Raw genomic sequence first — 21490 nt, forward strand, 5'->3', positions numbered from 1 at the left:
GCCGCCCATGCAAACTTACGCCGCGCTGCTCTACAGCATTGTCCTGGGCGAGGGGCGGCGGGTTGTCATGTCCGATCTGAAGGCTATGGCCGAAGGCCTGGGCCTGAATAACCCGCGCACGCTGGTGGCGACCGGCAATCTTGTTTTCGAGGCGCAAGAAGCAGAACTTGCGGCGTTGGAGCAGCGGCTGGAGGCGGCGTTCGCAAAGACTTTCGGCCGCCACGTCGACATCGTCGTGCGCCGCGCCGACGGCTGGCTGAAGCTGGCGGCCGGCAATCCGTTCCCAGCCGAATCGGCTGAGGCCGCGGACCAGGTGGCGGTGCGCGTGATGCGGGCGCCCGTTCGCGACGAGGCCGCCGCGGCGCTTGAGGCCTATGCCGGCAAGGGCGAGAAGCTGCGGATTGTCGGCGGCGACATCTGGATCGTCTTTTCCCGCGAGACGCCGAGTTCGCGGCTGCTTGCAGCGGTCAGTCACAAACGCCTGGGCATCGGCACCTCGCGCAACTGGAACACCGTACGCCGCCTGGCCGAGATGGTCGCAGAATGAACGGGGCGGCTTGCGCCGCCCCGAATCGCTCAAGCCTTGGCTATCCTGGCTCCGGCACCGAGTGCCATCGTGCGCAGCACGTAATAGATGACGCCGGCAATTGCCACGCCGAAGAACCAGCCATAGACGCCCCACCATGACGGCAGCAGACTGGTGAAGTTGGGCAGGATCGAGGAGAAGACCGCGCCGATGCCGGCGGCGATGAAGGCATTGACATGCCAGCCGCCCTGGAAGCGGAATTCGCCATTCTCCCTGTAGAGCGCCTCGACGTCGACCTCGCCCTTCCGGATCAGGTAATAGTCGACCATCATCACGCCGAAGATCGGCCCCATCGTCGCGCCAATGATGTTGACGAAGGAGGCAGCACTGCCTTCCCAGGGCGCGAAGGGATAAAGCACAAGCGCTATCAACGCCGCGATGTAACCGCCCTTCTTGAAGTCGATCTGGCGTGGAAAGACGTTGGAGAAGTCGAAGGCTGGCGACACGAAGTTCGCCACCACATTGATGCCGAGCGTCGCCACCGCAAAAGTCAGCGCTGCGAGCGCCGCCAGGAACCAGCTGTCGAACTTCGCCGAGATCTGGTCGGGATGCAGCAGCACTTCGCCATAAACGTCGAAGGCGGCGATCGTCGTGACGCCGGCGACAAGCGAGAACAGGATGAGATTGACCGGCAGGCCCCAGATGTTGCCCTTGCGCAGCGATGCCTTGTCCGGCGCATAGCGGGCGAAATCGCAGAAGTTGAGATAGAGGGCGGAGAAATAGGTCACCCAGATAGCCGCCACCGCAAACAGCGAGGTCCAGGAGCCCGGCGTGCCCGGCACGCCCGCGTCCTTCGTCTTTTCCAGCAGCACATCCATCGGGATCTCGCTGGTGAAGGCGAAGGTGCCTGCCTTGATGCAAAGATAGATGGCCAGGATCAGCATCATCACCCACACCGCCGGTCCGGCCCAATCCTGGAAGCGGCGCACCGTTTCCATGCCCTTCTGGATGATCAGGAGCTGCAGCGCCCAGATGACGGCGAAGCAGATCACCTCGAGCCCGGAGTGGCCGAGGAAATGTGTGCTCTGGTTGAAGTCGGCGAACCATTGCGAGCGGATCAGCAGAGCTACGATCGCGCCTGAGGCAGCCGCCGTCTGCGCGCCGTACCAAAAGCAGGCGACGATGGCGCGCACCAGCGCCGGTATGTTGGCGCCCCAGATGCCGAAGGAGGCACGCGCCAGGACAGGGTAGGGCACCCCGGTCTTCACGCCGGCATAGCCGACCATGTTCATCAATGCATAGATGATCAGCGAACCGATACCGATGGCGATGATGAAGTTGACGAAGCCGCCGCAAAACAGGAACAGGCTGGCCGCCAGATAGTAGCCCCACAGGCTGTGGACATCCGACGTCCAGACGTTGAAGATCGAGAACGGTCCCCAGTTTCGAACCTTCGCCGGGGCGAGATCGTCATTGTACAGGTCCGGTGATGCGCCTTGTATGGTCATTGCTATGTCCTCCCTCGTTATGGCACGCGCCTCCACGGATGGCAGCAGGTTAAGCCTGACGCAGGGGAACCGGCAAGCAGACGATTTGCCGGCTTTGGCCTTAAAGACATTCAATGAGAACCGCGCTTATCGGCCGGACGATGCCGTGGCTGCGATGTTGATCTTCGCCCTTGATTCGGTCTCTGCCTGCTTGTCGGCCGGTCGAGCACCGGAGACCGCCGATGTCTCGAAACTGGCCTTGAGCCAGGCTATTGCGCCGGTCACGTCGTCGAGGGCATAGTTTGCGGCCGTCGGCCCGTTCGGCTTCACGCGGATGGAGATGCCGCCAATTTCATTGATCGCCTCGAAACCGTGTTCGTCCGATGTATCGTCTCCGAGGAATATCGGCCGCCGGCCGACAAAGGGCGGAATGTCCATAAAACGCCGGATGGCTGCACCTTTGACGGCTTCCAGGGGCATGAGCTCGACGCCGGCGTTTCCCGGAAGCACCCGATAACCCTTCGGAAGCCGGGCCAATGCCTGTTCGACGAGCTGGATTGCGGGCGCAAGCAGTTGCGGTGCTGCTCTTGTATGAACGGCAAGGACCGGCCCCTTGCGCTCGACATAGACCTTGCCGCTGCCCAGTTCGGCCTCGATCTCGTCGGCAAGGGCGGCGATGTCGGCCGGCGCGTCGGCGGTATCGATCGGACCGGTCGGCGTCAGCCGGTGCTCCAGCCCATACAGTCCGGCGATCCGCAGCTTCAGCGGATGGAACAGCTTGTCCACGGCGGGGATCGATCGGCCGGTGATGAAAGCGACCGCACCATCCAGCCCCCGCTCGATGCGTCCAAGCAGATTGCGCAATTCCTCGCCGACAAACACCGCGTCGGGATGGGCAGCGTGTTCCAGCAAGGTTCCGTCGATGTCGAGGAAGAGCGCCCATTGCCCTAGCGGCAGGTTCAAAGCCGGCGGTTGTTCAAAGCTTTTCACGATGCTGCCTTCCGTGCCCGCTCGAACATCGAGATGACGTTGTTGGTGTTCAATGGCGGGCGCTCGCCGGTTCCGGTCACCCTGTCGAGATCGCCGCGTTTGCGCAGGCGCGCGGCGTCCAGCAGCATGCTGCCGGCCCAGCGGTAGACATTGTTGTCGCGGACCATCTCGCGCATCGGCCGCAAACGTTCGTGCTGCTCTTCCGGCGTCATCGTCAGCGCCTGCAACAGCGCCTCGCTCATCATGGCCGCATCGTAGGGGTTAACGATCAGTGCTTCCAGCAGTTCGCGCGAGGCACCGGCGAAGGTGCTGAGCAAAAGCACGCCTTGTTCGTCGTCGCGCGCTGCGACGAATTCCTTGGCGACAAGGTTCATGCCGTCATGCAGGCTGGTGACCATGCAGATGTCGGCGGCGCGATAGACCTCGTAGACCTGCTCCTGCCGATGATGTTCGGCGACCATCAGGATAGGACTGTATGTCTCGCTGCCATAGCGTCGGTTGAGCTCGTCGGCATAGCGGCGGCATTCGTCGTGGAGTTGCTGGTAGGCGGGCAATGTCCCCCGGCTCGGCGCCGCGATCTGCAGGAAAACCACCTTGCCTATCCATTCGGGATATTTCGTGAACAATTCGTCCAAGGCATGGAAGCGATCGAGAATGCCTTTCGTGTAGTCGAGGCGCTCGACTCCGATGCACAGTTTGGTATCCGCTGACAGGCCGAATCTGTCGCGGACACGGGCGCGGCACTCCTCGACAGACGGCAGTTTTGCCAGCAATTGGGCCGGCCATTCTATGGAAATGGGATAAGCGTGGACCAATGTGGTCTGCCCACCATAGGAGATTGCCGCGTCTGCCCGTTCTATCCGGCTCTCCAGAAAGCGGTCGACACTTTCGGTGAAGTTGTTGGCATGGAATTGGGTGTGAAAGCCGATGATCGAACTGCCGAGCAGTCCCTCCAGGATCCGCTCACGCCACGGACAGATGCTAAACACTTCCGAATTGGGCCAGGGGATATGCCAGAAGGTGATGACTATCGCGTCCGGCAGGCGCTGGCGAATCATGCGCGGCAGCAGCGCAAAATGGTAGTCCTGCACCAGCACGATCGGCCGTTCGTTGCGGGCTTCGGCAACCACCGTATCGGCGAATTTGCGGTTGACGGCCTCGTAGGCGTCCCAGTCCGAGGCGCGAAACACGGGGCGGGTGAAGGCGATATGGCAAAGCGGCCATAGCCCCTCATTGGCGAAACCCAGATAATAGCCCTGATATTCCTCCTCCGTCAGCCAGACCCTGCGCAGCGTGTAGGACGGATTGCCTGGCGGCACCTGCACCCGGTCGTCCTTGTCGACTGTGAGGCGGTCTGCCGTGCCGCCGCCATAGGCGATCCAGGTGCCGGCACAGGCGCGGGTGATGGGCTCGAGTGCCGAAACCAGCCCGCTGGCCGGCACTAAAAGTTGCACGCCGTCATCCTTGATGTTGTGGATGTAGGGTTCGCGGTTGGACACGACGATGACCTGTGCGTCCGGCAGGTCATCGGCCAGGATCTTGCGCAAGGTGTCGGGCGACCACGTGACGAGTGCCGCATCGGCCGATTGGCCGTTCTTTTCGAACTCGCGCAGCACCTTGCGTGCCGCTTCCGACGCGACATCCTCGCTCGGCGTGTATGCGGCCGCCGTTGCGCGGCCGCGGCGCTGGCGGGATATCGATAGGAGAATGGCAAAAGCGGAAAAGCCAAAACTTGCAATCAGCAAAACCCAGAGCAGGTTTACAGTATAATCTGACATCGAATGTGATCTCGCCTCCGGCCGGCCGATAGCCGTTTCTATTTGTTTTTCTGGTTCGCTGCCGTGTGACGACGACAGCATCCCCCGCTGCCCATTTTGCAACGCACAAAGAGGCTATCGGTTCCGGACGATTGCAATGCCGGGCATCATTTCGATGCGTCGCAGCGCGGCGGCATCAAGTGCGCACGATGAGCGGCACCATCCCCTCATACCGATCGGCGAGAAAGGCGACGACCCGGTCGCCGACACGCTGGAATGTGAGGTCGACCACCGTCGAGCCGACACCCAGATGCCGCAATGTCAGCGTGTCGATGCCGATCGGCAGCCTTGGGCGGGTGACCCGGATTTCGCTCTTCCAGCCGTCGATTTCGAGGCCAAGGCAGGCCTGCATCAGCATGAAGGCCGATCCCGCCGACCAGGCCTGCGGCAGGCACGCGACGGGATAGGCGATCGGCGCTTCGCCCGGCGACCGGGTAAAGCCGCAGAACAGTTCCGGCAGCCGCATGTTGAAATGGACAGCCGATTCGAACGTGCCGCTCATCAGCCGGACCACGCTGTCGCGCACGCCGTAACGTGCCAGGCCGGCACCGCACATGGCGGTGTCGTGCGGCCAGATCGAGCCATTGTGGTAGGACATCGGATTGAAGAAAATCGCATCGTCGGCCAGCGTCCTCACTCCCCAACCAGAGTGGAACGACGCGGAGAGCAGCTGATCGGCGACCATCTGCGCCCGTTCCGGCTCGGGCAGCCCGACATAGAGAAGATGGCCGGCATTCGACGTCCGTACCTTGCAGAGCTCGCCTGCACCATCGATCGCCAGTGCATAGAAATTGAGATCGTCCATCCAGAAATGGCGTTCCACCGCGGCGCGCATGGTTTCGGCGCGTTCCTCCCAATGATCGGCCTTGTCGTCCTCGCCGCGGCGGCGGGCGAGCGCCGCCAGCCCACGGAACGCGGCAAAGACGTAGCCTTGCACCTCGACCAGGGCGATCGGCCCCTTGGGCATGCGGCCATCGGCATGGAAGACGGAATCGAAACTGTCCTTCCAGCCCTGGTTGGCGAGGCCGGTCTCGGCGCCGCGCTGGTAGGTAACGAAGCCGGTCGCGCGGCTTGTCTCCTCCGTCCATTCGGCCGCTGCACAGAGCGATGGCCACAGGCTGTCGACGAACGCCATGTCGCCGGTACGATCCGCATAGGCGCAAGCGAGATGAATGTAGAGCGGCGTGGTATCGACACCGCCGTAATAGCGGCCGAACGGGAGCTCCCGCAGCGCCGCCATCTCGCCCTTGCGGGTCTCGTGCATGATCTTGCCCGGCTGCGAATCGCTGAACGGCGACGTTTCGGTTGCCTGATGCTGGGCGAGAAAGGCAAGTACGCCGCGCGCCAACCCAGGATTCAACCACAGCATCTGCAGTGCGGAAATCACCCCGTCACGGCCAAACGCCGTCGAGAACCAGGGTATGCCGGCATAGGGGTAAGGTCCGGTTGCAAGCTCGGTGGTCAGCAACGCCACGTCTGCGCGCGCGCGTTCGATCCAGTCGTTGAAGACGCGGCCGGAGCTGTGCACCGTCGCGCCGTGGCGGCGTTTGGCGCGCATGCCGAAGCGAGCGCGGGCGGCGGCAGCCCGAAAACGGTCACGGTCGGGTGTTTCCGCCACTTCCGGGCCGACCTCGATATAGAGGACCTCGCTGCTGCGCTTCGTCACCGCAACCAGGAAATCCGCGCGGCTGGCGGTCAAATTGTCCGGCGCCTGCGAGAACGAGATCGCCGACAGGCGCACGAGCTGGTCCAGCCCGTCATATCGAAGCACCACGGATGTCGGACTGGTCTCGGCGGCGTGGGCTATTCCGCGCTTGAGCCGGGTCGAACCGCGCACCTCGAACATGTCGCGGAAATCTGCTGCGAAATGCAACGAAACCCGAATGGCCGACGATTCCTGGCTGTAGTTGGAAAGTGTGATGCGCTCGAACAGCCGGTCCTGCCAAAGCAGCCTGACGCGTTCTATGTGGATCGCGCCCTGCGGAATGTCGCGGCCACCGACACTCTGGATCGGCAGATTGGTCAGGTTCGAGGTGAAAAGCACATTGTCCTGGCTGAGCGATGCGCCCAGCAGCGACATTTGCCGGCCACCGATCGTCAGCCGGAATTCCGAAAGCACACGCGTGTCGTCTCGGAAAAAGCCGTCGCCGGCGCCGCGGATGTCGCCATAAGCGTCGGCCACCGCGAAGCAGTCGCCTTGCTTGAGGGCGAACAGTCGGTGCGGCTCCCGGGGCGCAACCTCGTCGAGCGAGGCAAGGGCTACGGCGGGATCAAGCTTACGCTCGTCGAGTTGATTCATACGTCACAAGCTCTGTCGTTTCGTTTCCGTCCACAATGACGCCGATCAGGACGCTCTCGCTTCACCGGGAGTGCCGATCAGGCGCGCATAGGTAGTCACATAGTCGTGGGCCATTCTCGTGGCAGAAAAACGGTTTTCGAATACGGCTCTCACCTGTCGCCTGTCGAGGCGCAGCAATTCCGGTATCGAGGCGACAGCAGCATCGACTGAATCGACAAGGAAACCGGTCACGCCGTGGTCGATGATCTCCGGCAGGGCACCGCATTTCCAGGCGATCACCGGCGTGCCGCAGGCCATAGCCTCTATCGCGGCAAGACCGAACGGCTCCGGCCAATCGATCGGAAACAGCAGGCCGGCCGCCTTGCCGAGGAATTCCGCTTTTCTGTCCTCTTCGATCTCGCCGATGTAGTCGACACGGTCGCCGTCGATCAGCGGCTCGACCGTGCTGTGGAAAAAAGCGCGGTCGTCATCGCCGATCTTTGCCGCAACCTTCAGTTTCAGCCCGGAACGCAAGGCGATCTCAATGGCACGGTCCGGGCGCTTGTCGCGCGACAGCCGGCCGAGAAAGGCCAGATACGGCTCGTCCGTATCCGTCTCGAAAGTCGGCTCGTAGATATTGATCGGCAGCCCGTGATGGATGGTCGCCAGCCAATTGGCCTTGGGTAGGCCGGTTCTCTGGCTGCGCGAAATCGAGATCATCGGAAAGCGCGGAAAACGTTCGTAGGCCGGGGCCAGGTCGACATAGTCGAGCCTGCCATGCGGTGTCGTCACCGTCCGGTCAGGCATGTGTTCGAAGAAAGGAAAATGCAGGAAGTGGCTGAGATGGAAATGGATGATGTCGAACTGTTGCGCCCGGTTCCTCACCTCGGCGAGCATCGCGAGATGCGCCGCGGTTTCGGATTTGTGCGGGCGCGGATCGAGACGGAGCGCGCGCTCGCGACACGCCACCAATTTTGCCGATGTCTTGGTATCGCCGCTGGCGAACAGGGTCACGTCATGGCCAAGCTCGACCAATCCTTCGGTCAGATAGGAGACGATGCGCTCCGTCCCTCCATAGAACCGGGGTGGCACGGATTCATGGAGCGGCGCCACATGGGCTATTCTCATGTTTTGGCATTTCCCTCAAAAAAGACTGCTCGTGGCATCGAAATGCATCAGCCGCGCTAACGTTCCCGTACCATAGCAAGATGTCATCCAATTGGGGCAAGATGTCAGGCAATTGGGCCTGCCGGGCGTTCCACCGCTGCTCGTCTGGTCCGGCCAACATTTTCCAAGCCAAGCCCTCTTTGCCGGGAACCAAAGCCCGGTTCGCGAGTTTAGTGGGGTTCGATCGCACGCATCCGGTCGACGGGGAGGAAATGATGGACCGCTTGCAATTCTTTTCACCCGTGCGGATTTTGCGCGGACAGGGACAGCCCGTGGAGGAGATCGACAGCGTTGCCGAAGCAATGGCATTCTTGCGAAAATGGCCGGCCGGGCGGCGCGGGCCCGTTTACCAGTGCGCCGTGAATTGCTGCGCTGCGGCCATGGCCGGCCGGATGTCGGCCGAGGAAGCGCGAAAGGCTTTTACCGGCTTTGCCCGGATCACCCGCCTGCTCGAGGGCGATCGGCCGTTGCCGATGAGCGGCGAGGATCGGCATCGCGATCACGCGTTGAGGCGATAGGCGCCAACTGCCGCTGATCGTCAGAGCACGGGTGGCATTCAGCCGGAGCGCCCGATCGGCGACCGATGCGCTTTTGCGAACAGGCGTTTGAGCTGGGCTACAGCACCGTTCTCGGCGATGTAATCGCAATAGGCAACGTAAGCGGGGTCGCGTGACAGATGGCGTTCCTCGGTGATGGCGCGGAGTGCGTAGAAGGCGTTGAGTCCGAGCAGGATGGCGGAGTGCGGAGTGCCGTAGCGCTTCAGCGGGTCCTGCGGCGGTGAGGAAAGGTACGGAGATCAGCCACCAGGAGAGGTTCTTCGAAACATAGGCCGGATGCTTGATGCAGCGATGCGGTCCCCTGGTAATGATTTCCGCGATTGGTGAGATTGGAAAATCTCAGGCCAAAGCTCACGGTGGACCAGACAAAAATCAAGATGCAGAAGAGGACAGCCGATCCCCAGAAAACTTGGAGCGCCGGTGAGGGGATCACCGCCTTCCAGTTGGCGCCCGTTTCGTAGTTCAGGTAGGCACGGGTGGCGGTGTTGATGGGTTCATAACAGGCAAGACAAATCAGCCAGCCGAACACGGCGGGCTCGACGCTGCGGATATGGTTGTCGAGTACGCACAGCGTGAAGATATAGCTGACGATCGCGACAAGAACATCCACCATGAACAGGAGATCGATTGCAAAAGCGTGCCAGCGCATGATGTCGAGCTGATACGGTTGTTCAAGCCCGGCAAGGATCGAACCCAGTGTGGAGCACAGATAGACGAACATCAGCGGCAGGAAGAAGCCTTAGACTGCGGCAATGGTCGTGAGCGTAACGATGACGCCGATGAGCTTGCGCACGACGCGTTCTCAGCGGTCGGGCTCAGGGGCGGCATAGAAAGTTGAACGAAGGGCAGACAATGGTGCCGCATTGCGGTATTTCGACCGGAAAAGGCCAGAGATGCACTTTGGGGGAATGGATAATGTCGAAACGGCTTAGACTGGTCCTGGGAACTGCCGGCGCAATCGCCGTCGCCATCGTCTGGGGGATCGTCGCGACGTCGATGGGGGTGCCATCGATTCTGATCACCGTCGGAGCGGTCGCTATCGGCGCAGGCATCTACAGCTATCAAAGCCGGATCTGATCCGGTACCCGGCGACGCGGCATAGCCCAAAAATCCCACGGCCGCAGACTGACGGCGGCAATGCTCAGTGTACGAAAATTACCAACGACAGCGTTCTGTGGAACGAGTGGCCTCTCGAAGCTATTGTGTGACGGTCCGAGACCCCGCCTCGGGCCATTGGGTCACCCAGCCGAGTGGTCCGCTGCTACCCAATGGCAGCGGACCTTTCACCCGGAAGACGGACATTGTGCCGAATCGAGGGAGAACGATGGTCGTCGACGAGATTGCAGCGCGGCGCCTGAAAATTCTGATCGAGCAATATATCGAGACCAGGAAGAGGCGCCACGATGAGGTTTCTACCGCAGCGGCTGAGATCGCGATCATGGCTGTCATGCCGAATTGCCCGGTCTCCGGAAAAGCCCTGGACGACATGATTGCGGCATGTGCGTTCGAACATGGGCTGGGGGTGCTGTTCGATCGACCTGACGCATGAAGGCCTGAATGCCATGAATCCCGATGTCAAAATCGTACAGTGCTGTCCTGTACGAATCCAACGCTGTTCCTGAGACCGCTCGCGACGACATAAACCAACCATCCGGAGCAGGCATGCCGAGATATTTTTTTCATTTCCGAAACAATGACGGCCGCTTGACGGAAGATTTCGAGGGGCAGGAGCTGGATGGCCTGTCTGCCGCCCAGGACAACGCCATGGCTTCGGCCAAGGAAATCCTGGCCGAGGGTCTGCTCAGCGGCAGCCCAGTCCTGACAGGTCTTTTCTTCGAAATCTGCGACGAGAACCGGAAGCTGGCGCTCGACCTTGATTTGGCCAAAAAGCCCGGCAATGCGGGCGAGCTTTGATCGAGCCTGGCTGAAAAACCGCATCTCGCGGCAAGACGGTCGTTGGTGCAAATCAGCACCATAGGTAAATTAGTAGCATAGCTGCCGGCACAAAGCAAGAACAAACATGGCTTGCCTTGCCGAAAGGGCGTACGTTTCAGGAACTCGAGGGCAGGGCCCGGGTAGGGGGCGCCAAGCGACATTGCGGTTTCCAACCGATGTGTCGATCTGTCGGGCTGGTGTTCGTCAACTTCCCGAAACGTCTTCGCAGGATGCTGTGATCAGGAGTTCCTTTCTCCCGCGGTTACGTTTACAGGACGTCCTGGACAGTGTCGTTTGCGCGCCAGCAACTGGTCCGGCGCCAAGGCCCAGCGCACAGTCGTCCTCCGTCAAGGAAACCAGTCCGGCGCCTCTTTTGGAGAACAATGATTTGTGGTGGTCAAATAAGCAAAAGAGATTCAAGGGAACGTGGGACGACCGACTGGACGGCCTATTCTCAGCAGAGGTCGACTACGCCGGGAAATCCATTCTCGATGTTGGCTGCAACATGGGTGTTGTCGCCTATGAGATATCCAAGCTAGGACCGACTTCGATCCATGGGATCGACATTCTCAAGCCGCATATCGAGACGGCCAGGATGATCTTCCTGGGTTGTCCGGTTCAAAGCCGGTTCGATTGTCTCGATCTTGGCAGCCGGAAGCTGCAAAATGTTCTCCAACCGCAGTATGACATCGTCATGCTGCTGGCGGTCTACCATCACATGCAATGGAGCCTCGGCGCGGATAAGGCGCGACGCGTGCTGTGCGATATCGCCAGGCGTGCTCAAACGATCGTTGCCCGCGTTCCTCCTGGCAAGGATAGAGAGATGATCGCGGTGCTTTCGGATGTGGGCTTTTCAATCAAAAGCAATCACACCTCGCCTCTTGGAAGCCATCTCATGGTCCTCGGGAAACACTGACCGGGCATAGCGCCGCCGACGGCGAATGGCGCAAGAGCCGCGTGGCTGGGTCCGCTATGCTCGTACGCGAGGAACCGACGGTCGCAAGCCGATGACGTGCAAGGATCCGGTTCGGCATTGACTGCGGTCGGGAACGAAGCCACAGACAGGTGACCGAAACCGTTTCGCGCTTCAAGACAACACGAAGACCGGACGGGATCGCAACGGGCGGCGACGAGATGATTGCAAAGAAACGAGTGTCAACTGCCCCAGCATATCCGCTGATCAAGCGTCTGATTGGCGAAAATCTGCCGCCGCACAAGATGCTGTATTTGACAGGTTTGCTGTGCTCGATCGCTGCTGCTGCGGCGACCGGGGCAGCGGCCTGGATCATGAAAGTCATGATCAACACCATCTATGTCGAGCGAGACGCTGCCGCTGTATCGGGTATCAGCGTCGTCATCATCGGCATTTTCCTGGTGAAGGGCATAGCTGCCTACTGCCAGACCATCACCACGGGGAAGATTCGCCGGGCTATCGTTTCAGACCTTCAAAACCGTCAATTTTCCCGAATGGTGTATTTCGACATCAGCCGTTTCGCGAACCAGCATCCGGCAAAATTTATCTCCAAAATCATGTTCAACGCGCGCGCCGGGGCGACCGTTATTCTCACCCTCACGAGCAGCGCCGTCTCTGATCTGCTGACCCTGATTGCCTTGGCCAGCGTCATGGTCAAGCAGGACCCGGTAATGTCGCTAATATCCGTGGCGGTTCTGCCGATGCTGTTCCTGTCAGTCGGCGCGATAACCAGGAAGCTCAAGGCGCTGGCGAGGGGCGAGACGGAATTGGCCGCACAGGTCCAGTCGATCGGCACGGAAGCCGTCGAAGGCATCCGCACCATCAAGTCCTTCCAGCTCGAGGACAAGGCGGTTGCCAGCTTTGCAAAGGCCGTCCGCAAGATGGAAAGACGTGGCATCCAGATCAACCGGACGTCAGCATTGATGAGCCCATTGATGGAGACCGGCGGCGGCGTGATCATCGGGCTTTTCGTTATGTACGCCAGCTGGCAGACCCTCGGCAACGGCAAGACGCCCGGCGAATTCATGGCCTTCATTACCGCGTTCCTGCTTGCCTATGAGCCTGCCAAGCGGTTGGCCCGGGTCAATGTCGACATCCAGAAGCAAATGGTCGCCGTCGAACAGATGTATGATTTGATCGACACTCCCGAGCAGCGGCGACTCGCAATCGCGGGCGAGCGCCTGGCCGACGTCGATGGTGGTATCCGCTTTGAAGATGTGGCCTTTTCCTATGACGGCAACAGCCCCGCGCTCGAGGGTGTTTCCTTCGACGTGCGACCTCGTGAGAAGCTGGCGATCGTCGGCCGCTCCGGCGCCGGCAAGACCACCATCGTCAATCTGATCCTACGCCTGATGGAGCCGGACAAGGGCAGGATCCTGATCGACGGAAAGGACATTTCGAAGATCAGCCTGGCCGACGTTCGCGACAATATCGCACTGGTGTCACAGGACGTCTTCCTGTTCGAAGGCTCGATCCGCGACAACATTCGCGACGGCCGCCCGAACGCCACGGATCAGGAAATCGAGTCCGCTGCGAACCTCGCCCGGGTCACCAGCTTTGCTTCGGCGCTCGAAAACGGGCTCGACACGCTTGTCGGGCCGAGCGGCACCAATCTGTCGGGCGGGCAGAAACAACGCGTCGCCATCGCACGCGCCCTGCTCAAGAATGCTGCGGTAATCGTCTATGATGAAGCGACATCGGCGCTTGACGGTGAAAACGAACGGGCAGTCATGGAGGCAGCCTTCGACAACACATTTCAGCGCACAGTGATCTGCATTGCGCACAGGCTGTCCACAATCAAGGCGGCCGATCGTATTCTCGTGTTTGACGCCGGACAGCTTGTCGATGCTGGAACGCATGACCAGCTTGCCAAGCACAGCGAGATATATCGTTCGATATTCCACCTGGAGACGCCCGATCCGATGGTCGAAAGCGGCAAAAAGCTGCGGCAGAGCGTATTGCGCTGAAGGCCGATGACCAGCTTTTATCACGGTTCCTATGTCCGGTATGTGATTGGTGGACTGGGCCTTCAGGTGCGCCGGTACAAAAAGGCGGTGCGCAGGTTGTTTTCGGGTCCCAAGCAGCCGCAGTCCATTCTTGAGCTGCAAGCTAAGGTTGAGGCCCTGATCGTTCGCAGGGACTGGAAAGGCCTTGAAGCCGGTACCAATGAGATAGCTGTCGCGGCCGATCATAATCGCGACCCGGAGCTGATGCAGAAGGCGGGCCAGGCATTCGAACGGCTTGGCAACTTTGCGCGGGCAGCTGAGCTTCGGCTTTCCGCTCGCCGGCTGCGGAAAGGGAAAAGCGCGAACGAGTGGACCGGCGAGAATCTCGGATCGGATACACTGCTGATCGACCTTGTGGAGGATGACCCGCGCAGCCTTGGCCGGGTTATCCGCCACGCGCGACTGGCCGGCGCTGCCGCTGCCTATGCGCAAAGCGCAACAATCCGGGTCGAGCCGCGCCTGGTACCAATTCTGCAGCGAACGTTCCCGAAGGCGACCGTGGTACCGGCGCAGCGGGATGTGGTCGCCAACAAACATGCGACTTTCGAAGATCTCGCCTGGGTGTTCGGACGCGATGCCGAAAAGCTTGCTGCCGACTTCGTGCCGCTGCGGGCAGATCCTGAACACGTCCAGACATTCCGCAAGCGCTATCGCTCGATGACGGATCTGCCGCTGGTCGGCCTCTCCTGGGGCAGCAAATCCCACACCAAGGACGTGCCTGATTTTCCTGAATGGGCACGGTTCATCGCCCAGACACAAGCGACATTCGTTTCGCTCCAGTACGGACAGATCAAGCCGGCGTTGCGGCGCCTTCGCAACGGCAATGACGCGCGTCTGATCTTTGACGACGGCGTCGACCAGATGGTCGACATGGACCGTTTCGCGGCACAGGTCGCCGCACTCGATGCTGTCGTGACGATCAGCAATACGGCAGCCCATCTTGCCGGAGCCCTTGGCGTGCCGACTGTTTTCCTCATCGACGATAATTTTCAGACGGCATGGCCGGTGACCGGCGACCGGACACCCTGGTATCCGAAGGGCATTGTCATTCGCAAGGAGGGGCTCACTTGGTCGCTGGTGCTCGACGAGGCCGGCCGGCGGCTCTCATCGATCCTGACGACGCTTTCCGACGCTCCCCGAGGACGATAGAACATCGCCGTGCAGAACAGACGAACCATCCTTCAGAAAGCAAAAACCGCCGATCTGCGCCCGCAGGGCGCCGTCGGCAAGCGGCTGCAGAAGGTTCTCGAGCGGGCAAAGGAACTTCTTAGACGTCCCTCGCGCCACGCCGACGAAAGTGCCGAAAGGCATATGAGGCTGATGGAGGAAAGCGTGCAGCGTGGTGACTGGCAAACTGCTCGCGACCATGCACTGGCGCTTGGCGCGCTTGGTGAGCAGCTTGGCGATCTCGGCCTGATCAAGAAAGCGGGGCGCGGACTGAGGCGTCTCGACGGAGGAAATCGCATCTGGCAGCTGATGGCGGCGAGCAAGCAGCGCGGCAGACCCGATTGGGATGGCAGTGATCTTGCGGGTCGCACGCTTCTCGTCGATCGTCGCGAAGGCGACCTGGCAATCTTTTTCCAGTTCGCGTCGCTGCTTGGTCCAGTCGTCGCGGCTGCCGGTCGATGCATCGTCTTCGTCGAGCCGCGACTGGCACCGCTTTATCGCAGAACATATCCTGCGCTCGATGTCAGGATTGAAGGGGAAGAGGACATGGCGGCAGTGGACGCCGATGTCGTTGCCGGGTTCGAGACACTCGCAAAGCATTTCTGGCCGGACGACCCGGCGGCACGCGCGCCCTTCGTTCCGCTGGAGCCGGACCGCCGACTGGTTGCCGAGCTGCGCGGCACCTATCTCGATGGCGGCCCAGGTCCGCTGATCGGATTTGCCTGGGGAAGCCTCAACAAGAGCAAGGATCTGCCGGCCCTGGACGACTGGCGGACGCTGTTCGCCAGCCTGCCGGGGCGCCTCGTCAGCTTGCAATATGGCGATGTCGGGCCGGCCCTCTCTGAGTTCGAGCGCCATGCGCCCGGGCGCATCATCCATGACGCTTCCGTCGACCAGTTGACGGACATGGACCGCTTTGCCGCCCAAATCGCGGCACTCGACGCGGTGGTGACGATCAGCAATACCGGTGCCAATCTGGCCGGAGCGCTCGGCGTGCCGACGGTTGTCATGCTCGACGACGGGTTTCGACTGTCCTGGCCTGCCTTCGGCGAGACCGTCGCCGCATATCCGAGCGTTCGACTGGTCCGAAAAGGCGGCCGAGCCTGGGCGTCGGCAGTGCAGGAAGCAGGCGGACGCCTCATGCAAATCATCGGCGGAGCTGGCGATGGAAGGTAGCCTACTTCTCGGCCGGTTGCGCCGCGCTGTCGCGCTTGCAGGCTACAAATACAAGGTCTGGTTCCGACGTCACCGGCGGCAGCTCTTCCTTCGCTGGCGTGACGGCGACATTGCCGATCAGATGGCGGATTATCGGCGAAGCGTCGAGTCCCGCGATTGGCTGGCGGCACTGCCGAAAGCCCTGGCTCTTGGATCCATTGCAAAATCGAGGGGCGAGGTCCACCTGATCGACGAGCTCAGCAAGGCGCTGATGCGGATGGGCGCCTATGGCGCAGCCGCCGAACTCAGGATTGCACGACGCCACATCGTCAACGGCCGCGTCGATGGCGAGTGGCTGGGCCAGGATATTTCTGGCCAGACACTGCTGATCGATCTGATGGAAACCGAAAAGCAGGGTCTGGCCACCGCGATCCATCATGCGAGCTCCGTCGGCTGTGCCCTGGCGCGCGCCGCCCATTCGATCGTCCTGGTCGAGCGCCGCCTGGTACCGCTCTTTCAACGCACTTTTCCGACTGCCGATGTGCGGCCGGTCGGCGCTGGCGGCAAGGCCGTCTATGCCGAGGCGCAGGCCTTCGCCGGCGTCCAGCATCTGACTGCCGTTTTCGAGACCGACGAGGCAACGATCCGCGAGCATTTCGTGCCCCTTAAGCCGGATCCGGCCCGGGTCGCTGAACTTCGCGCCCGCTACCAGAAGGAAGGGCGGCCGTTGGTCGGTATCGCATGGGGCAGCTCCAATCCCGGCAAAGACCTGCCGCCGCTTGCCGCCTGGCGAAACCTGATCGGCCGCCCGGACCTCCGGTTCGTCTCGCTGCAGTACGGCCAGATCGAGACCGATCTAAAGATCCTGACCGACGGTGAGCCGGAGCGCATTCTTCATGACAGATCGGTCGATCAGCTCGTCGACATGGACCTTTTCGCCGCGCAGGTTGCCGCGATGGACGCCGTGGTGACCATCAGCAATACCGGAGCGCATCTGGCGGGCGCGCTCGGCATCCCCTCGGTTTTCATTCTGGGCGACGGCTTCAAGCGCTCCTGGCCGGTCGAGGGCGGCCGCACGCCCTACTATCCATCGGCCGTGCTGGTCTCGAAACGGGAACGCTCCTGGTCCGTGGTGATGAGCGAGGCCGAGGCCATCCTGGCGCCATGGATCACAAAAGTGAGTGGCTAGTGCATGTCGTCCGAAAGCGCGTCACTGAATACGCATCGACGCGATCCGCATTAAGCGTTCGGCCGACGGATCGCTGAATGGAGCGCCCGTGTCGAACACTCGTCGCAACAGGCCAAAAAACATAAGGCATTCCGAACCGGGATATAGTAAAGGCCAATTCGCCCCGCAGAGGATCGCAATTCTTGCCGGCATTTCTGCCTTGTGTTCGAATCAGCCGTAGGCTTAGGCGCCCAGTAATGGGGTTGGTCTGGCCGGCAGCGGTTCGGGCGCCAGCTCTGATAATCTAAAGGAGGTCTCTCCCATGTCCTTTCTAAAATTTTTCCAGGCCAAAGCGCCGGCTCTTCCTCTTATCGTATCCTTTCCAAAATCAGGGCGCACGTGGCTGCGTGTCATGCTGGACGATCTCGGGGTTGAAGTTCAATACATTCACGACGGAACCGACCACAAGTTACTTCGACCAAAATCGAGCCTCAAGGAGAATAAATCTCGATACAAGAAGAGAAGAACAATAATGCTTGTTCGCGACCCAAGAGATACGGTGGTCTCAGGGTACTTTCAGGTTCAGAAGCGCCACATGCTTCCAGCCGGATCGTTCAGTGATTTTATCAGAAGCGACAATCATGGGATTGAAAAGATCATCAGGTTCAATCTGCAATGGTTCGCAGCCATGCCCCGGATGCGCGAAATCCGGTATCTTCAATATGAAGATATGCATCGGGATACGGCTGGTGTCCTTCGCGCGATCCTTGGATTCCTGAACCAGCAAGCTGACGATCAGACGCTTGTCGACGTGGCGAACAACCGAACCTTCGACAAGATGAAAGTGAGTGAATCGACCGGTGATCTGTCCGATCGATACGGCAAGATATTACAGCCGCGCGATGCGAATGATCCCGAAAGCTTCAAGGTGCGCAAGGGTAAGATAGGCGGTTACGGCGAATATCTTTCCGAGAACGACGTGGCCTATTGTGACGAGCAGTTGGCCCAGTTCGAATATTGGGAGAAGCTGGACAAGGTCTTTAGCACGAACGGCTTGTGCTATGCTCGCGTCGATAACCGCGCCCGGGTCGCCTTGGGTTAGGGGGCATTGCCGACATGGTGATGCGGACCGGATTCATTTGCGGCTGCGGCCATAGCGGGACGACGTTGATTGCAACGATCCTTGCGTCGCATCCTGACGTCTACCTGCCGCTCCAGGAAACCAACATTTTCTTCAAGTGGACGCCACTGGCCATGTTCCGCTTCTGGAAACTGAAGCGGGCGGCGCGCGAGGCTGGAAAGAAGGTGCTGCTTGAAAAGACACCGCGGCATATCCGCCGTGTGGCCCGCATTCGTCGGCTCGTGCCCGGCGCGCGTTTCATCATGCCGGTGCGAGATGGGCGCGACGTCGTGGCGTCGCTGACCAAACGACTTGACGACCCAAAGGAGGCTCTCGACCGCTGGATCAACGATAATGCGCTGGTTCTCGCGGAACGGGGAAAGCCGGATGTGCTGATCTATCGCTATGAGGATCTGGTCGAGAATCCGGCCAAAGTCGTCGAGCAGATATGCGGCTTTCTTGATGTGACCTTCAGCCCGGATCTCCTCGACTACCACAAGAACCCGCAGCAATGGTTCAAGCCGACCGACGCCAGCGTCGAGACGCCACACGAGGTGCTCCGGAACCAACAGATCAATCAGCCAATCTATGACGGGAGCGGGAGATGGCGCTCCGAACTTGGAAACGCCGAGTTACAGGACCTGGTACAAGGACGAGGTGCCCAGCTCATGAAAGCGTTCGGTTATGCATGATGTTGGTTCGGCATCTGCTGGAGTGCCGTCTACCAATCAATTTTGTCGATCAAACCCGTTTGGAATAGGCTGTGAGCGCCTTCGTACAGCATTGACTGTTCGCTCATCGCGCTGAGAGCGGCTTTACCGCTCGATACCTCATGATACTGGCGATATTTGGAAGCGCCGTTCCAATACTGACCTTCCGCCACCGCGACCTGCGCCTTGTCGTTGAAATCCGCGAAGAACTTGAAATGAAGCAGGCCGGCCAATCCCTTTATATAGTTTCGCCAGTAGGGCAGCGGTGCGTGAATCGACGTAAAAATCGTCTGGCGATCAACATATATCAGAGGAAACTTGGTCAACTTGTGCTGCCTGGCGAAAAGCCGGGTCCTCGGGCCGCCTGTGATCTTGAGATGCCGGGGGCTCCTCGTCACCTCATAGCCGCTGCCGTCGAAATGGTCCGCAACCTGCCATGGCGGCACGATGGGATCGAAGGGTACGTCCCAGATGTTTCCGCTCGGATACATGTCGATCATCGGCGCCAGCAGGCGTGTCATTCCGCGCCGCTTGAGCCAGGCGGCCATCGCGCCGAGCGGATTCTGATCCATGCCGTCATAGACAAGATATTCGTCCGCATCGACGGTCAGATACCAGCGAGGCTGACCATAAATCTGCACAAGACGCTGCCGCCAAAGATTTCCCAGGTCCGACTGAGAATAGGTGAGCGGCGAGCTGAATAGATCGACATCTGGCTGCTCGGCCAGAAGCTCAGCTGTTCCGTCGGTCGAGCGATCATCGAGGACGGCGAATCTGGTGACGCCGAGCTCGCGATAGTGCTTCAGGAACGGGCGTAGCCTGTCCGCCTCGTTGCGGATGACGAGGATCAAAGGCAGGTCATTCACTTTGAGGGGCGTTATCGGCCGCAGCGATGACACTTCTGCCCGCCTTCCGAAGGTGCGTCTCAGCCGATATATGGCGGTGTCGGTAATCGTCCGGCGGACAATGGCGGGCCAGGTTGCTTTGCTCAAGCCGTCGATTCCCCCTCATAGCGGTCACTACCCGGCTGGAGCTGGCGCTGATCCGCTGTTTGCAGTTAATTTCTACATGCAGCACCGTCAGGCAAATCGCAAGCAGTCGCGGACAATGGACACAGGCCTGTTCTGAGTTCCGCGAATGAGCTTTCCAACTGTTGCCGATGCGCGCTGGCCTCTATAGACATCGTCAGATGGCAACAAGGCCGGAGCCCTGACCCCATGCATGCCGGCATTCGTGGCATCGAAAATCAATTCGACAGGCCGATCCTGTTCGTGCGCCAGCGTTATGCGCCCTTTGGCGGCGGCGAGATCATGCTGGAAAACATCATGGCTGCATTTGCCGCGCGTCAGCGGCCGGTGGCCGTGCTCTCCGGCGACTGGCCGCGCTATGAAGGCATAGAATTCATCCATTGCGCCGGCCGCCGCTTTCCGCGTTCGCTGCGGGCGGCGTCCTTTGCTCAAGCCGCCTGCCGCAAGATCGCCGAGATGCCACCGGCGCTGGTGCAGAGCAACGATCGCCTCCCGTGCTGCGATGTTTTCCGGGCCGGGGAGGGCGTTCATGCCGCCTATCTTGCCGAACGGCGGCGTTTCGAGACGCGGCTTGGCAGGGCGGCAATGGCGCTGAGCCCCTTTCACCGCCAGACGCTGCGCCTCGAGCGCGCAACCTATGCCAGCCCACGGCTCAAAGCTGTCATAGCGATTTCGAAGATGGTCGCCGAGGACATTGTCCGTCACTATGATTATCCGGCCGAAAATGTGCACCATATTCCCAACGGGGTGGACCTCGACCGCTTCAATCCGCAGCTGCGCCAACAGCATCGGGCCGCGGTCCGCGCGCGGCTCGACGTCGACGAAAACAGGCGGGTCGTCCTGTTTGTCGGCTCGGGCTTTGCGCGAAAAGGACTGCTTGCACTGATGAAGGCTGTCGCCACGCTCGATGGCGAGCCGGAATTGTGGGTCATCGGCCACGATTCGCGCGCCAACGCCTTCAGGCAGGCCGGTAACAGGCTCGGTCTCGGCGCACGGCTCAAGATGCTGGGGCCGCAGAAAGACATGCTGCCGTGGTACGGCGCGGCCGATATTGCCGTGCTGCCTTCCATCTATGATCCTTTCGGCACAGTGGTCATCGAAGCGATGGCCAGCGGCTTGCCCGTCGTGGTAAGCACCGGCTGTGGAGCACGCGAGCTTGTCGAGCGGTTCGAGCCGACGCTCGTTTGCGATGCGGCCAGCGAAAGTGACCTCGCAGCAGCGCTCGCCTACGCGCTGCAGTTGGCGTCAGGACCTGAAACCGGAGCCCGGGTGAGAGCGGCGGCCGAACACTATAATTTCAATGTCATGATCAAGCGAATGATGGCGCTGTATGAAAGCCTTGATCTGAAATGATTTTCGACTTTGTTGAATTAGATTAGTACCCTCAATGTGCTAACGGGCCGGGA

At 60.6% G+C, this 21490-nt stretch carries 20 protein-coding genes; 13 read left to right on the plus strand and 7 right to left on the minus strand.

Features of this window, described 5'->3' with window-relative positions; translation table 11 throughout:
- The first annotated feature begins 7 nt into the window (after positions 1–7).
- Positions 8–547, plus strand: coding sequence for a DUF1697 domain-containing protein (locus tag NKJ35_RS06185; RefSeq protein WP_352645661.1), 540 nt, complete (start codon positions 8–10; stop codon positions 545–547).
- Between the two features lie 29 nt (positions 548–576).
- On the opposite strand, the gene NKJ35_RS06190 is transcribed toward NKJ35_RS06185, so the two are convergent.
- The 5 genes from NKJ35_RS06190 to NKJ35_RS06210 all read right to left on the minus strand — a co-directional run bounded on the left by NKJ35_RS06190 (position 577) and on the right by NKJ35_RS06210 (position 8226).
- Positions 577–2034: an NCS1 family nucleobase:cation symporter-1 gene (locus NKJ35_RS06190; protein ID WP_352645663.1), complete on the minus strand. Its 1458-nt coding sequence runs from the start codon at positions 2032–2034 to the stop codon at positions 577–579.
- A 126-nt stretch (positions 2035–2160) separates the two neighbouring features.
- On the minus strand, positions 2161–3003 hold the full coding sequence (gene otsB / locus NKJ35_RS06195; RefSeq protein WP_352645664.1) for a trehalose-phosphatase: 843 nt from the start codon (positions 3001–3003) through the stop codon (positions 2161–2163).
- Positions 3000–4781: an alpha,alpha-trehalose-phosphate synthase (UDP-forming) gene (locus NKJ35_RS06200; RefSeq protein WP_352645665.1), complete on the minus strand. Its 1782-nt coding sequence runs from the start codon at positions 4779–4781 to the stop codon at positions 3000–3002. Before NKJ35_RS06200 ends, otsB begins: the two co-directional genes overlap by 4 nt.
- A 175-nt stretch (positions 4782–4956) precedes the next feature.
- Entirely contained in the window at positions 4957–7119 is a 2163-nt protein-coding gene (locus NKJ35_RS06205; protein WP_352478897.1) for an amylo-alpha-1,6-glucosidase, read from the minus strand.
- A 45-nt stretch (positions 7120–7164) separates the two neighbouring features.
- Positions 7165–8226 (minus strand): glycosyltransferase family 4 protein, encoded by a 1062-nt coding sequence (locus tag NKJ35_RS06210; protein ID WP_352645666.1) that lies wholly within the window; start codon positions 8224–8226, stop codon positions 7165–7167.
- Positions 8227–8327: 101 nt separating this feature from the next.
- Between NKJ35_RS06210 and NKJ35_RS06215 the strand changes: the two genes are divergently transcribed.
- Complete coding sequence (locus tag NKJ35_RS06215) at positions 8328–8783, plus strand: DUF982 domain-containing protein (protein ID WP_502904614.1); 456 nt, start codon at positions 8328–8330, stop codon at positions 8781–8783.
- 241 nt (positions 8784–9024) lie between these two features.
- Here the strand turns inward: NKJ35_RS06215 and NKJ35_RS06220 are convergent, their stop codons facing one another.
- The gene (locus tag NKJ35_RS06220) at positions 9025–9543 is read right to left on the minus strand and encodes a hypothetical protein (protein ID WP_352645667.1); all 519 of its coding nucleotides are present in this window, start codon (positions 9541–9543) and stop codon (positions 9025–9027) included.
- A 194-nt stretch (positions 9544–9737) separates the two neighbouring features.
- Between NKJ35_RS06220 and NKJ35_RS06225 the strand changes: the two genes are divergently transcribed.
- The 10 genes from NKJ35_RS06225 to NKJ35_RS06270 all read left to right on the plus strand — a co-directional run bounded on the left by NKJ35_RS06225 (position 9738) and on the right by NKJ35_RS06270 (position 19038).
- Positions 9738–9899: a hypothetical protein gene (locus NKJ35_RS06225; protein ID WP_352645668.1), complete on the plus strand. Its 162-nt coding sequence runs from the start codon at positions 9738–9740 to the stop codon at positions 9897–9899.
- A 247-nt stretch (positions 9900–10146) separates the two neighbouring features.
- On the plus strand, positions 10147–10371 hold the full coding sequence (locus tag NKJ35_RS06230) for a hypothetical protein (protein ID WP_254817282.1): 225 nt from the start codon (positions 10147–10149) through the stop codon (positions 10369–10371).
- Between the two features lie 113 nt (positions 10372–10484).
- Positions 10485–10736 (plus strand): DUF6894 family protein, encoded by a 252-nt coding sequence (locus NKJ35_RS06235; RefSeq protein ID WP_352645669.1) that lies wholly within the window; start codon positions 10485–10487, stop codon positions 10734–10736.
- A gap of 394 nt (positions 10737–11130) precedes the next feature.
- Entirely contained in the window at positions 11131–11673 is a 543-nt protein-coding gene (locus NKJ35_RS06240) for a class I SAM-dependent methyltransferase (RefSeq protein WP_352645670.1), read from the plus strand.
- A 236-nt stretch (positions 11674–11909) separates the two neighbouring features.
- Positions 11910–13697 carry an ABC transporter ATP-binding protein gene (locus NKJ35_RS06245; protein WP_352645671.1) on the plus strand — a complete coding sequence of 596 codons (1788 nt, stop codon included), beginning with the start codon at positions 11910–11912 and terminating at the stop codon, positions 13695–13697.
- A 6-nt stretch (positions 13698–13703) separates the two neighbouring features.
- On the plus strand, positions 13704–14885 hold the full coding sequence (locus tag NKJ35_RS06250; protein ID WP_352645672.1) for a glycosyltransferase family 9 protein: 1182 nt from the start codon (positions 13704–13706) through the stop codon (positions 14883–14885).
- A 9-nt stretch (positions 14886–14894) separates the two neighbouring features.
- On the plus strand, positions 14895–16079 hold the full coding sequence (locus tag NKJ35_RS06255) for a glycosyltransferase family 9 protein (protein WP_352645674.1): 1185 nt from the start codon (positions 14895–14897) through the stop codon (positions 16077–16079).
- Positions 16069–17247: a glycosyltransferase family 9 protein gene (locus tag NKJ35_RS06260; protein WP_352645675.1), complete on the plus strand. Its 1179-nt coding sequence runs from the start codon at positions 16069–16071 to the stop codon at positions 17245–17247. Before NKJ35_RS06255 ends, NKJ35_RS06260 begins: the two co-directional genes overlap by 11 nt.
- Positions 17248–17548: 301 nt before the next feature.
- The gene (locus NKJ35_RS06265; RefSeq protein WP_352645677.1) at positions 17549–18328 is read left to right on the plus strand and encodes a sulfotransferase domain-containing protein; all 780 of its coding nucleotides are present in this window, start codon (positions 17549–17551) and stop codon (positions 18326–18328) included.
- A 14-nt stretch (positions 18329–18342) separates the two neighbouring features.
- A complete protein-coding gene (locus NKJ35_RS06270) occupies positions 18343–19038 on the plus strand; it encodes a sulfotransferase family protein (RefSeq protein WP_352645678.1) in 696 nt (231 codons plus the stop codon).
- Positions 19039–19067: 29 nt separating this feature from the next.
- On the opposite strand, the gene NKJ35_RS06275 is transcribed toward NKJ35_RS06270, so the two are convergent.
- A complete protein-coding gene (locus tag NKJ35_RS06275; RefSeq protein ID WP_352645679.1) occupies positions 19068–20048 on the minus strand; it encodes a glycosyltransferase family 2 protein in 981 nt (326 codons plus the stop codon).
- Positions 20049–20273: 225 nt separating this feature from the next.
- Here NKJ35_RS06275 and NKJ35_RS06280 point away from each other — a divergent pair, with 225 nt between their 5' ends.
- A complete protein-coding gene (locus tag NKJ35_RS06280) occupies positions 20274–21437 on the plus strand; it encodes a glycosyltransferase family 4 protein (RefSeq protein ID WP_352645680.1) in 1164 nt (387 codons plus the stop codon).
- The last annotated feature ends 53 nt before the right edge of the window (positions 21438–21490 follow it).

The organism is Mesorhizobium sp. M0136 (assembly GCF_040322515.1).
GTDB lineage: Bacteria > Pseudomonadota > Alphaproteobacteria > Rhizobiales > Rhizobiaceae > Mesorhizobium.

Bases quoted from the DNA above. Each gene is read 5' to 3' on its own strand.
- NKJ35_RS06220 (WP_352645667.1), bottom strand. From the start codon at position 9,543: ATGTTCGTCTATCTGTGCTCCACACTGGGTTCGATCCTTGCCGGGCTT.
- NKJ35_RS06230 (WP_254817282.1), top strand. From the start codon at position 10,147: ATGGTCGTCGACGAGATTGCAGCGCGGCGCCTGAAAATTCTGATCGAG.
- NKJ35_RS06270 (WP_352645678.1), top strand. From the start codon at position 18,343: ATGGTGATGCGGACCGGATTCATTTGCGGCTGCGGCCATAGCGGGACG.
- NKJ35_RS06205 (WP_352478897.1), bottom strand. From the start codon at position 7,119: ATGAATCAACTCGACGAGCGTAAGCTTGATCCCGCCGTAGCCCTTGCC.
- NKJ35_RS06235 (WP_352645669.1), top strand. From the start codon at position 10,485: ATGCCGAGATATTTTTTTCATTTCCGAAACAATGACGGCCGCTTGACG.
- NKJ35_RS06200 (WP_352645665.1), bottom strand. From the start codon at position 4,781: ATGTCAGATTATACTGTAAACCTGCTCTGGGTTTTGCTGATTGCAAGT.
- NKJ35_RS06210 (WP_352645666.1), bottom strand. From the start codon at position 8,226: ATGAGAATAGCCCATGTGGCGCCGCTCCATGAATCCGTGCCACCCCGG.
- NKJ35_RS06190 (WP_352645663.1), bottom strand. From the start codon at position 2,034: ATGACCATACAAGGCGCATCACCGGACCTGTACAATGACGATCTCGCC.
- NKJ35_RS06265 (WP_352645677.1), top strand. From the start codon at position 17,549: ATGTCCTTTCTAAAATTTTTCCAGGCCAAAGCGCCGGCTCTTCCTCTT.
- NKJ35_RS06185 (WP_352645661.1), top strand. From the start codon at position 8: ATGCAAACTTACGCCGCGCTGCTCTACAGCATTGTCCTGGGCGAGGGG.
- NKJ35_RS06280 (WP_352645680.1), top strand. From the start codon at position 20,274: ATGCATGCCGGCATTCGTGGCATCGAAAATCAATTCGACAGGCCGATC.
- NKJ35_RS06250 (WP_352645672.1), top strand. From the start codon at position 13,704: ATGACCAGCTTTTATCACGGTTCCTATGTCCGGTATGTGATTGGTGGA.
- NKJ35_RS06225 (WP_352645668.1), top strand. From the start codon at position 9,738: ATGTCGAAACGGCTTAGACTGGTCCTGGGAACTGCCGGCGCAATCGCC.
- NKJ35_RS06215 (WP_502904614.1), top strand. From the start codon at position 8,328: ATGTCAGGCAATTGGGCCTGCCGGGCGTTCCACCGCTGCTCGTCTGGT.
- NKJ35_RS06260 (WP_352645675.1), top strand. From the start codon at position 16,069: ATGGAAGGTAGCCTACTTCTCGGCCGGTTGCGCCGCGCTGTCGCGCTT.